Origin of the sequence: Allobosea sp., assembly GCF_051860145.1 — a bacterium.
GTDB lineage: Bacteria > Pseudomonadota > Alphaproteobacteria > Rhizobiales > Beijerinckiaceae > Allobosea.
The window spans coordinates 142,980-153,296 of sequence record NZ_JBHYEM010000012.1; the positions used below are offsets into that span (position 1 = coordinate 142,980).

Genomic DNA, 10,317 nt, shown 5'->3' on the forward strand with positions numbered 1-10,317 from the left:
CCGCGCCGTGACCCGGCTTTCGGTCGCTCCCGGCGTCGTCCATTGGCCGGGCTATCTCTCGGCCGAGGCCCAGGCTGCGCTGGTCGAGGCGCTGCGCGAGGTCGCCCGGCAGGCGCCGTTCTTCGCGCCGCGCATGCCGAAGACCGGCAAGCCCTTCTCGGTGCGCATGACCAATTGCGGGACGCTCGGCTGGGTCTCGGACGAGACCGGCTATCGCTACCAGCCGCTGCATCCCGAAACCGGCGCGCCCTGGCCGCCGATGCCGCCTGTCCTGCTCGAAGCCTGGCGCGAGCTCGCGGGCTATCCGCACCCGCCGGAAGCCTGCCTCGTGAACTTCTACGAGGCGAGCGCGAAAATGGGCTTGCACCAGGATCGCGACGAGCAGGATTTCGACGCGCCGGTGCTGTCGCTCTCGCTGGGCGACACGGCGGTTTTCCGCATCGGCGGCACGACCCGCGGCGGCAAGACGCTGTCGCTGAAGCTCGCCTCCGGCGATGCCCTGCTTTTTGGCGGCGAGGCACGCCTCGCCTATCACGGCATCGACCGCATTCAGGCCGGATCGTCGGCCCTGCTGCCGCAGGGCGGGCGCATCAACCTGACGCTCAGGCGCGTGACGAAGCCGTCCGGCTGATCAGGCGGAGCCCGCCCCCGGCAGGCTCGGAAACGACCAGCCGAACAGGATCGAGCCGGCGCGCAGGCCGAAGCCGGCGGCGAGCCCTCCCAGCATCACCACGATGGTATCGAGACCGAGGCTCGAGAGCAGCGCGGTCACGCCCGCTCCCGTGGCTGCGGCAGTGACGTAGAAATCGCGGCTCCACAGCACCAGCGGGCGGTCGCCGGCCAGGATGTCGCGCAGGATGCCGCCGAAGGAGGCGGTGATCGCGCCGAGCGCGATCGCGGACAGGATCGGCACGCCGGCGACCAGCGCCTTCTGCGTGCCGACGACGGCGAAGAGCGCGAGCCCGGCCGCATCGGCCCAGATCAGCAGCCGCTTGGCCGCCCAGCCGTCGAGGGAGCCGGGGCGCCAATAGGCGAGCGCCCAGGCCGAAAGCGCCACAGCCGTGCAGAGCATGACGTCGGATGGGGCCTGGACCCAGAACACGGCCCGGCCGAGCACGAGGTCGCGCAAGGTGCCGCCACCGACGCCGGTGACGGTGGCGAGCAGGATGAAGCCGAAAGGGTCCATGCCCTTGCGGACGGCGACGAGTGCGCCCGTCAATGCGAAGACCGCGACCCCGGCGGCCTCCAGCATGGCTCAGTTGCTCGAGGTGGAGCCGTTATCGGCATCGCCCGAAGGCGCTTCCGATTTCGGGGCGCCGGCCGAGACGCCGACCAGGGCGGGACGGAGCACGCGCTCGCCGATCTTGTAGCCCGACTGCACGACCTTAGAGACCATGCCCTTGGCCACAGTCGGATCGGGGGCCTCGAACATCGCCTGGTGCAGGTTCGGATCGAACTTCTCGCCCTGCGGATCGATGCGGCGCACGCCATGGCGCTCCAGCGTCTTGAGCAGGTCGCGCTCGGTCAGCTCGACGCCCTCGATCAGCGCCTTGAGCGCCGCCTCGCCATCGCCGCGCGCGACGTCCGGGACGCTCTCCAGCGCGCGGCGCAGATTGTCGGCCGAGCCGAGCATGTCGCGCGCGAAGCTGGTCACGGCATAGGCCTTGGCGTCCGCGATCTCGCGCTCGGTGCGCCGGCGCAGGTTTTCCATGTCGGCCAGCGTGCGCAGCAGCTTGTCCTTGAGATCGTCGCGCTCGGCCTCGGCCTGGGCGAGCTGCGTCTCAGGGGTGGCCTCGCGCGGCGCGGTCTCGTTCGCCTCCTGGGCGCTCAGGTCCGGGTTCGGTTCGTCCGTCGCAGGCTTCTGCGTCATTGCCTCATCCAATTCGTGTCAAATGGCTGGCCGCGCCATCCCGGCGCGACCGCGTTCGTGGCCGATATCGGGCTTGTGGCCGGCGAAATCAAGCACGGGCCGGCACCCGCGCCTTCCCGGCCTGGGCCTTCTCGTGATCATAGGCGAAGACCTCCAGCAGCGCCTTGCGGATGCTGAGCTGGCGTGCGGCGCCGGTGATCTTGGCGTTGGTCAGGTCGGTCACATAGAACACGTCGACCGCCTTCTCGCCAAATGTGGCGATATGGGCCGAGGCGATATTGAGGTTGAGCTTCCCGATCGCCGTCGTCAGGTCGTAGAGCAGCCCCGGCCGGTCGAGGCCGGAGACCTCGAGCACCGTGTGGCGGGTCGAGAGCACGTTGTCGATGATCACCTCCGGCGCCACCTGGAAGGTCGCGCCGCGCGGCGGCGGCGCCCGCCGCTGCGCGACCAGGTCGGCGATCTTGATCTCGCCCTTCAGCGCTCGCTCGATCGCGGCCGCGATGCGCTCGGCCCGGCGCAATTCGTCGTCGTCGCGGTCGAAGGCGCGCGAGATGAAGATCGTGTCGAGCACGAGCCCGTCGGTCGTGGTGAAGATCTGGGCGTCGACGATATTGCCGCCGGCGGCTGCGCAAGCGCCCGTGACGATCGCGAGCAAGCGCGGATGGTCCGGCGCCAGGATGGTCAGCTCGGTCACCCCGCGGAACTGGTCGGTCTCGACCAGGGTCGCGGTGGTGCGCCCTTCGCCCTCGGCCCGGCGCAGGAAGCGCGCCTGCTTTTCCTGGCGCGGCAGGTCGACCTTGATCCAGTAGGCCGGGTAGTGCCGCGCCACGTAGCCCTCGCGCTCGCGCTCGCTCCAGTCGGTCAGCCGCTCCCTGAGCGCGTCCTGCTTGTGCTCGACGCGGGCGCGCCGCTCGATGCCGGAATGGCCGCCGGCGAGCACGATCTCGGTCTCGTAATAGAGCGTGCGCAGGAGCTGGCCCTTCCAGCCGTTCCAGACCCCGGGACCGACGGCCTTGATGTCGGCGACGGTCAGGATCAGCAGCAGCTTCAGCCGCTCCAGCGTCTGCACGATCGCCGCGAAGCTCTCGATCGTCTTGGGGTCGCCGAGATCGCGGCTCTGCGCCACGGTCGACATGTCGAGATGGTGTTCGACCAGCCAGGCGACGGTCTCGGTCTGGGCATCGCTGAGGCCCAAGCGCGGGCAGAGCTTGCGCGCGATCCGGGCGCCGGCGAGCGAATGGTCCTCGGGCCTGCCCTTGGCGACGTCGTGCAGGAAGAGCGCGACATAGAGCGCCCGCCGGTTGGAGATCGTCGGGAAGATCGCGTTGGAAAGCGGATGCTCGGCCTCGAGCGCCCCGGCCTCGATCTCGGCCAGGATGCCGATCGAACGGATCAGGTGCTCGTCCACCGTGTAGTGGTGATACATGTTGAACTGCATCATCGCGACGATACGGCCGAAATCCGGGACGAAGCGGCCGAGCAGCCCGGATTCGTTCATCCGCCGCAGCACCACCTCGGGCGAGCGCCGCGCCGTCAGGATCTCCAGGAAGATCCGGTTCGCCTCGCGGTCGTTGCGCAGTTGCGGCGTCACCAGCTTGAGCGACTGCGTCACCAGCCGGCTGGCGTCGGGATGAATGGCGAGGTCGTCGCGGCTGGCGATCTCGTAGAGCCGCAGCAAGTTGACCGGGTCGCGCCTGAACGCATCGGGATCGACGACGTTGAGGCGCTGGCTCTTCAGCGTGAAATCGGGGTGGCCGAGCGCCCGCACGCGCTTGCGCTTGGTGAAGGAGCCGAGCAGGCGCGACAGGCTGGCGCGCGGCTTCTGCTGGCGCGCCTCGAGCGCGGCGCAGACGATGGCGGTCAGGTCGCCGACATCCTTCGCCACGAGGAAATAGGCCTTCATGAAGCGCTCGACCGGCGCCTGGCCGCTGCGGCCGGCATAGCCGAGCTCGGTCGCCACCTGGCGCTGCAGATCGAAGGAGAGCCGCTCCTCGGCCCGCCCGGTGATGAAATGCATCCAGCAGCGCACCCGCCAGAGGAATTCCTCCGAGCGCTGGAACATCAGGAATTCCTTGCGGTCGAACAGGCCCGCCGCGACGAGATCCTCCGGATCCTCGACCCGGTACGCATATTTGGCGATCCAGAACAGCGTATTGAGGTCGCGGAGCCCGCCCTTGCCGTCCTTGACGTTCGGCTCGACCAGATAGCGCGACGAGCCGGCGCGGGTGACGCGGGCCTCGCGCTCGGCAAGCTTGGCCTCGGTGAAGGCCGGCGCCGTGCCTTCGACCACCTCTGCGCCGAAGCGGCGCGTCATCTCGTCGAACAGGCCCCGGTCACCGGTCAGGAAGCGCGCTTCGAGCAGCGCGGTGCGGATCGTCATGTCGGCGCGCGCCTCGCGGATGCAATCGTCGACCGAGCGCACCGAATGCCCGACCTTCAGCTTCAGGTCCCAGAGCGGGTAGAGCATCGCCTCGACCACGCTCTCGCCCCAGGCCGTCTGCTTGTGCGGGAACAGGAAGAGCAGGTCGACATCGGAGCCCGGCGCCAGCGTGCCGCGGCCATAGCCGCCGACGGCGACGACGGCGATCCGCTCGGAGGAGGACGGGTTCACCGCGGGGTAGAAATGCTCGCTCGCGGCGACGTGGAGACAGGTGACGATCCCGTCCATCGTGGCCGAGAGCCGGTGCGCGCAGGCAAGCCCGTTGCGCGTCTGGACGAGGATCTCCCGGGCCGAGGCGTGTCCTTCCTCCAGCGCGCCGCGCAGGCCGGCCACGAGCTCCTGGCGCAAGGCGCCGGTCGCCGCCTTGCGCAACCCCTTGGCCAGTCGTGCGACGGCGGCGGATGGGTTCGCGATGATGTCGGCGAGCGCGAGATAGGGCTGATCGGTGCTGGTCGGCACGGCCGCTTCATCCTCGATTCCGTCCGGCGACGGATATGAATCTCCCGCTGGTAGCACGGCAGCGGGATTCACAGAAACCGCATTTCCACATGCATAAATAGTGAATTATACCATTCAACAATTACCCAGCGATTGTTTGACATACAGAACGATCGGACCTAAAAGACGGATACGCGCCGATTTGAGCCACCAGCTTGCGGGCGCGAAACAAGTGCAGCTAAAGCGTGGGGCGCTGGACGGCATGGTCCGTCCCGATCCCTTCGCGCGACCAGAACAGGGATCGATCATGAGCATCGCCACCATCAGCCGCCGTCTGATCATTGCCGGCCTCGCGGCCACCACCTTCGGCCTTGGCGCCACCGCCGCCCAGGCGCAGGCGCCGAAGGAAATCCGCATCGACTACGCCACCTACAACCCCGTCAGCCTGGTGCTGAAGGAGCGGGGCATCCTCGAGAAGGCGCTTGCCGCCGACGGCATCTCGGTGCGCTGGGTCCAGTCCGCCGGCTCGAACAAGGCGCTGGAATTCCTCAATGCCGGCTCGATCGATTTCGGCTCGACCGCCGGCGCCGCAGCCCTGATCGGCAGGATCAACGGCAATCCGATCAAGTCGATCTATGTCTATTCGCGGCCGGAATGGACGGCGCTGGTCACCGGCGCCAAGAGCGAGATCACCAAGGTCGCCGATCTCAAGGGCAAGCGCGTCGCCGTCACGCGCGGCACCGATCCGCATATCTTCCTGGTGCGGGCCTTGGCCGAGGCCAAGCTGACCGAGAAGGACGTCAAGCTCGTGCTGCTCCAGCATGCCGATGGCCGGCTGGCGCTGGAGCGCGGCGATGTCGACGCCTGGGCCGGCCTCGATCCGCTGATGGCGGCTGCCGAGGTCGAGAGCGGCGCGAAGCTGTTCCACCGCAAGGCCGAAGACAACACCTGGGGCATCCTGAATGTCCGCGAAGCCTTCGCCAGCGAGCATCCGGATCTAGTCCGCAAGGTGCTGGCCGCCTATGGGGAAGCCCGCGCCTATGCGCTCGCCAATCCGGCCGAGCTCAGGAAGGTCCTGGTCGATTATACCAAGCTGTCGGACGCCGTGATCGAGCGTCAGCTCACCCGCACCGAGCTGACCCATTCCAGGATCGGCCAGGCCCAGGCGGATACGATTCTCGCGGCCGGCATCGCGCTCAAGGAAGCGGGCGTCCTGCCGGCGACGACCGACGTGAAGGCGGCGGTCGACGGTTTGCTCGACCGTCGCTTCGCCACCGCCGGGAAGTGATGCCGCGCTAGCCCGGACCGATGAGCGCGCTGGAGATCGAGACTGCCGCGAATGCGGCCGAGCGGCCGGCCCCGCGCCGGAAGCTCGGCAACCTCGGCCTTGCGGGCCTGCTTCTGCCGGTCCTGCTCGCCGTGCTCTGGGAGTTCCTGGTCGATGCGGGCCTCGCCAATGGCCGGCTGATGCCGCCGCCCAGCGTGGTCGGCAGGACGCTCTGGCAATTGGCGGTCTCGGGCGAGCTCCTGACCCATGCCGCAGCCACGCTCTGGCGGGTTGCGGCCGGCTTCGGGCTGGGAGCGGCCGTCGGCACCGTTCTGGGCGCGCTGACGGGGGCCTTGCCCGTCGCGCGCGGCCTGCTCGATCCGACGCTGCAGGCCTTGCGCGCGATCCCGTCGATCGCCTGGGTGCCGCTCTTCATCCTGTGGTTCGGCATCTTCGAGGCCTCGAAGGTCGCGCTGATCGCGGTCGGCGTGTTCTTCCCGGTCTATCTCGGCGTCGCGGCGGCGATCCTCTCGATCGACCGCAAGATCATCGAGGTCGGGCGCGTCTTCCGGCTCGGCCGCCTCGCCATGGTCCGGCGCGTCCTGCTGCCGGCGATCCTGCCGGCCTGGATCACGGCTTTGCGCTCCGGCCTCGGCCTCGGCTTCATGTTCGTGGTCGCGGCCGAGATCATGGGCGCGAGCGAGGGCCTCGGTTACCTGCTCGTGGACGGCCAGCAGCTTGGCCGTCCCGACACCATCATCGCGGCCATCATTGCCTTTGCCGTGCTCGGCAAGCTGGCGGATGGCCTCCTCGTCGCCATCACGCGGCCCTTCCTCGCCTGGCAGGATACGGCGCGCGACAAGCTCTGAAAGGCATCTTCGATGCTGAGCTTCGACACTCTCTCGAAAACCTATGCCGACGGCACGCACGCGCTGTCGGCGATCACCCTCGACGTCGCCGCCGGCGAGATCCTGGCACTTGTCGGCGGCTCGGGCTGCGGCAAGACCACGTTGCTGCGCCTCGTCGCCGGACTGGACCGGCCGAGCGCCGGTAGCGTCGCGCTCGACGGCGAGACGATTCTGGAGCCGCGCGCCGATGTCGGCGTGATCTTTCAGGAGCCGCGGCTCTTTCCCTGGCTCAGCGTCGCCGAGAATGTCTCCTTCGGTCTCTCGCATCTGACGCCCTTCGCGCGCGAAGGGCTGGTGACCAACGCGCTCGTGCGCGTCGGGCTGGCGGGCTACGAGAAGCGCTGGCCGCGCGAATTGTCCGGCGGCCAGCAGCAGCGCGTCGCCATCGCCCGCGCGCTGGTCACCCGCCCCAAGCTGCTGCTGATGGACGAGCCGTTCTCGGCGCTCGACGCGACGACGCGGGCGAGCCTGCACGGGCATCTCCTGGCGCTCTGGGAGGAGAGCCGGCCAACCGTCGTCATGGTCACCCATGATGTCGAGGAGGCGGTGACGCTCGCCGACCGGATCATCGTGATGCAGCCAAAGCCCGGCCGCATCTTCGACGAGCTCGACAACCCGCTCGCTCGCCCGCGCGACCGGCTCTCGCCGGCCTTCGAGGCGATTAAGCGCGAGGCGCTGCGCACGCTCGACCGCTCGCTGCGTGACGAGGAGCCGCATCAGCACAAGGCGGCCGAGACGGCAGGGATGTGGTGGTGAGGCAGCCCGCTAGCCGGTCTTGCGATGAGTTTCCATGTAGCGTCGCAGCACGGCGTTCATCCGGGCCTGATATCCCCGACCTTGCGATTTGAACCAATCGACGACCTCTTGGTCGAATTTGGCATTCACCGGGGTCTTCAACGGAGGCATGCCGATGAAGGCCTCAGACCAGTCCTCGATTGTCGTCGCCGGATTATCCGGGTCGGCCTGCGCCATTGTCTCGATCTCGTCATCGGTAAAACGGTCGACGCGTTTCCAGTCCGTGCCGTGCGGGCGCGCCTTATTCTGCTTGGTGTTGGCCATGATAGACGCTCCTTTCGTCTCGGCTCGCGGGTCGCACCGAAATCAGGTGCATCAGCCCGGCTCTTGGGGTGAAAGTCACGTTCAGGATGCGACCGCGCAATTCCACCAGCATGTTGTATCTGTCTTCGCCATAGTCGAAACGCCTGTCCTCGCGGACCAACGCGAAGCGGCCATCGAAAGCCTCGGCGAGATCGGCAAAATCATAGCCGTGATTGGCGATATTGAGGCTTCGCTTGCCATCATCCCACGAGCAGCGTTCATTCGAGCCCATATGTAAATCTACATAATTATGTAGATTTTGACAAGCTTCACTGGCCAAGACTCCGGATAGGAGCTATCCGGCCGCATCATACGAATTCACTCCCCAGCAAGGTGCAGAACCCATGGATGTCACCGCCCTCCGCGCCCTCCAGGCCCCGCTCAAGGACAAATATCGCGAGGCGCCCGATGCCGCCGTCATCACGCTGAAGGCCCGTGGCGAGCTCGACGACCAGCACATCGCATGCAAGGTCGAGACCGGCCGCGCCATCGCGCTCGCCGGCCTGCATCCGGCGACCGGCGGGTCCGGAGCGGAATTGTGCTCGGGCGACATGCTGCTGGAGGCGCTGGTCGCCTGCGCCGGCGTGACGCTCAAGGCCGTCGCGACCGCGCTCGAGATCGAGCTGAAGAAGGGCACCGTCCGCGCCGAGGGCGATCTCGACTTCCGCGGCACGCTCGGCGTCGCCAAGGACGCTGCCGTCGGCTTCAAGGCGATCCGGCTCTCCTTCGACGTCGAGACCGATGCGCCGCAGGAGAAGCTCGACAGCTTGCTCAAGCTCACCGAGCGCTATTGCGTCGTGTTCCAGACGCTGAACGTCAAGCCGGAGCTCTCGGCGGCATTGGCCAAGGTCTGAGCGCGGTGGGAGAGCCGGCGCTGCCCGGCGATGTCAATTTAGGTGGTTAGCTGGTGCTTGGGTCGTTGCCCCAGAATGATTTGTTATATCTCTTCGGCGTGACACGATGAACGCTGGGAGCATCGCATATGCCTTCGTCTCCAAATCGATCGCTGGCCACGCTCGCCTCGCTGACGATGCTGCTTCTGGTCCTGGCGACGAATGCGCATGCTGAGGACGTCGTCCAGTTCCCATCGATCACCTATCGCCTGAGCGATTTCCAGAAAGCACGTGCCAAGGCTCGCGGAGAAAGTGGCGAGAATTCTCCGGGGCTTGTGATCACGGGGTATCTCTCGAAGCCAGCAGGGGAAGGCAGGCACCCGGCAATCGTTATGCTGCATGGTTGCGGTGGGTTGAGTACGTTCCATCGACGCGAGGCCGAAGCAATCCGCGACTGGGGTTACGTCGTGCTGGCGCCGGACAGTTTTACCCCACGGGGCATGCAGGACGCCTGCGTGCGGGAGCGACGCGACCTTGCGCCTCGGGTCGAGGACGCATTCGGAGCGCTTGCGTATTTATCGAAGCTGCCTTTCGTCGATCCGACGCGGGTTGCTGTTTTAGGCTATTCGCATGGAGGCGGGATCGCGCTAAAAATTGCCACGCTATCGCAGAAAAAACTTTACGACATGCCCGATGATCTCGGGTTCAAGGCGGCTGCAACGTACTACCCGTCTTGCGAGGTCATTGCCGACACCTTGGCAATTCCAACACTCATTTTAATTGGCGAGAAAGACGATTGGGCCCTCGCATCTCACTGTGAAGCAGTCGCCCGGCGCCAGGTCGGCGAGCGTAACCTCCTGAGGCTCACCGTCTTCCCAGGAGCGTACCATTCATTCAACTTCCCCATTTTCGCAGAGCCACGTCAGGTCTTCGGGCACTGGTCCAAATATGACGAGGCGGCAACCGAGCGAGCGACATCCGAACTACGTGATTTCCTTGGGAAGGAATTGGCCGGATAGCCGGGTCAAATAGATGGACCTAGCGCGGCACGACCATCCGATTGTTGATACGCGAGTCCGCGTTGGGTCGGAAGCAGCCGCGAACGCGCCCGCTCGATCCCGTGCGAAGACGTGGGTGGTCGAGACAAGCCCGACCATGACGGTGGAGCGCGGGGAACCCTCTCCCGGATGGGAGAGAGCAGGGTGTTCGGACTGCAAACGCTAGCCTGAACCCAACCGCGTGGGCGCTCACGCAACTGGTCCAACGGCCTACACCTCACCCCTGCCCCTCTCCTTCCAGGAGAGGGGGTCTGTCGCGCTTCCCGCTCCCAATGGGGATCAAGCGGCAACTTATCCCCGCCTCCTGCACCTCCCCTATAATCCGCTTCATCCCATCCCCGAGGGGCGGCCAACCGGAGGCATGTCGTATGGCGGGGTGGGTGCGGCGCCTGCGGGCGAGGGTTG

11 protein-coding genes are annotated in these 10,317 nt (G+C 66.8%); 6 read left to right on the forward strand and 5 right to left on the reverse strand.

The window, feature by feature from the left end:
* Positions 1 to 7 precede the first annotated feature (7 nt).
* A complete protein-coding gene (locus tag ACTIF2_RS19160; RefSeq protein WP_439498698.1) occupies positions 8 to 631 on the forward strand; it encodes an alpha-ketoglutarate-dependent dioxygenase AlkB family protein in 624 nt (207 codons plus the stop codon).
* On the opposite strand, the gene ACTIF2_RS19165 is transcribed toward ACTIF2_RS19160, so the two are convergent.
* The 3 genes from ACTIF2_RS19165 to ACTIF2_RS19175 form a co-directional block, all read right to left on the reverse strand.
* The gene (locus ACTIF2_RS19165; RefSeq protein ID WP_439498699.1) at positions 632 to 1,252 is read right to left on the reverse strand and encodes a trimeric intracellular cation channel family protein; all 621 of its coding nucleotides are present in this window, start codon (positions 1,250 to 1,252) and stop codon (positions 632 to 634) included.
* Positions 1,253 to 1,255: 3 nt separating this feature from the next.
* The gene (gene grpE / locus ACTIF2_RS19170) at positions 1,256 to 1,870 is read right to left on the reverse strand and encodes a nucleotide exchange factor GrpE (protein ID WP_439498700.1); all 615 of its coding nucleotides are present in this window, start codon (positions 1,868 to 1,870) and stop codon (positions 1,256 to 1,258) included.
* A gap of 88 nt (positions 1,871 to 1,958) precedes the next feature.
* Entirely contained in the window at positions 1,959 to 4,724 is a 2,766-nt protein-coding gene (locus ACTIF2_RS19175) for a [protein-PII] uridylyltransferase (protein ID WP_439498716.1), read from the reverse strand.
* A gap of 337 nt (positions 4,725 to 5,061) precedes the next feature.
* Between ACTIF2_RS19175 and ACTIF2_RS19180 the strand changes: the two genes are divergently transcribed.
* Genes ACTIF2_RS19180 through ACTIF2_RS19190 form a run of 3 tightly spaced genes read left to right on the forward strand, consistent with a single transcriptional unit; the run spans position 5,062 to position 7,679 of the window.
* Positions 5,062 to 6,036 (forward strand): aliphatic sulfonate ABC transporter substrate-binding protein, encoded by a 975-nt coding sequence (locus ACTIF2_RS19180; protein WP_439498717.1) that lies wholly within the window; start codon positions 5,062 to 5,064, stop codon positions 6,034 to 6,036.
* 20 nt (positions 6,037 to 6,056) lie between these two features.
* Positions 6,057 to 6,884, forward strand: a complete 828-nt coding sequence (locus tag ACTIF2_RS19185; RefSeq protein ID WP_439498701.1) for an ABC transporter permease — start codon at positions 6,057 to 6,059, stop codon at positions 6,882 to 6,884.
* Between the two features lie 12 nt (positions 6,885 to 6,896).
* Complete coding sequence (locus ACTIF2_RS19190) at positions 6,897 to 7,679, forward strand: ABC transporter ATP-binding protein (protein ID WP_439498702.1); 783 nt, start codon at positions 6,897 to 6,899, stop codon at positions 7,677 to 7,679.
* Positions 7,680 to 7,688: 9 nt separating this feature from the next.
* On the opposite strand, the gene ACTIF2_RS19195 is transcribed toward ACTIF2_RS19190, so the two are convergent.
* Together ACTIF2_RS19195 and ACTIF2_RS19200 are read right to left on the reverse strand one after the other, a co-directional pair.
* A complete protein-coding gene (locus ACTIF2_RS19195) occupies positions 7,689 to 7,982 on the reverse strand; it encodes a BrnA antitoxin family protein (RefSeq protein WP_439498703.1) in 294 nt (97 codons plus the stop codon).
* On the reverse strand, positions 7,960 to 8,253 hold the full coding sequence (locus ACTIF2_RS19200; RefSeq protein ID WP_439498704.1) for a BrnT family toxin: 294 nt from the start codon (positions 8,251 to 8,253) through the stop codon (positions 7,960 to 7,962). The genes ACTIF2_RS19195 and ACTIF2_RS19200 overlap by 23 nt, the downstream gene beginning before the upstream one ends.
* Before the next feature lie 112 nt (positions 8,254 to 8,365).
* Here ACTIF2_RS19200 and ACTIF2_RS19205 point away from each other — a divergent pair, with 112 nt between their 5' ends.
* Both ACTIF2_RS19205 and ACTIF2_RS19210 read left to right on the forward strand, forming a co-directional pair.
* Positions 8,366 to 8,875, forward strand: coding sequence for an OsmC family protein (locus tag ACTIF2_RS19205; RefSeq protein WP_439498705.1), 510 nt, complete (start codon positions 8,366 to 8,368; stop codon positions 8,873 to 8,875).
* A gap of 128 nt (positions 8,876 to 9,003) precedes the next feature.
* Positions 9,004 to 9,873, forward strand: a complete 870-nt coding sequence (locus ACTIF2_RS19210; protein WP_439498706.1) for a dienelactone hydrolase family protein — start codon at positions 9,004 to 9,006, stop codon at positions 9,871 to 9,873.
* Positions 9,874 to 10,317 lie beyond the last annotated feature (444 nt).

Bases quoted from the DNA above. Each gene is read 5' to 3' on its own strand.
- ACTIF2_RS19210 (WP_439498706.1), top strand. From the start codon at position 9,004: ATGCCTTCGTCTCCAAATCGATCGCTGGCCACGCTCGCCTCGCTGACG.
- ACTIF2_RS19200 (WP_439498704.1), bottom strand. From the start codon at position 8,253: ATGGGCTCGAATGAACGCTGCTCGTGGGATGATGGCAAGCGAAGCCTC.
- ACTIF2_RS19185 (WP_439498701.1), top strand. From the start codon at position 6,057: ATGAGCGCGCTGGAGATCGAGACTGCCGCGAATGCGGCCGAGCGGCCG.
- ACTIF2_RS19165 (WP_439498699.1), bottom strand. From the start codon at position 1,252: ATGCTGGAGGCCGCCGGGGTCGCGGTCTTCGCATTGACGGGCGCACTC.
- grpE (WP_439498700.1), bottom strand. From the start codon at position 1,870: ATGACGCAGAAGCCTGCGACGGACGAACCGAACCCGGACCTGAGCGCC.
- ACTIF2_RS19190 (WP_439498702.1), top strand. From the start codon at position 6,897: ATGCTGAGCTTCGACACTCTCTCGAAAACCTATGCCGACGGCACGCAC.
- ACTIF2_RS19195 (WP_439498703.1), bottom strand. From the start codon at position 7,982: ATGGCCAACACCAAGCAGAATAAGGCGCGCCCGCACGGCACGGACTGG.
- ACTIF2_RS19205 (WP_439498705.1), top strand. From the start codon at position 8,366: ATGGATGTCACCGCCCTCCGCGCCCTCCAGGCCCCGCTCAAGGACAAA.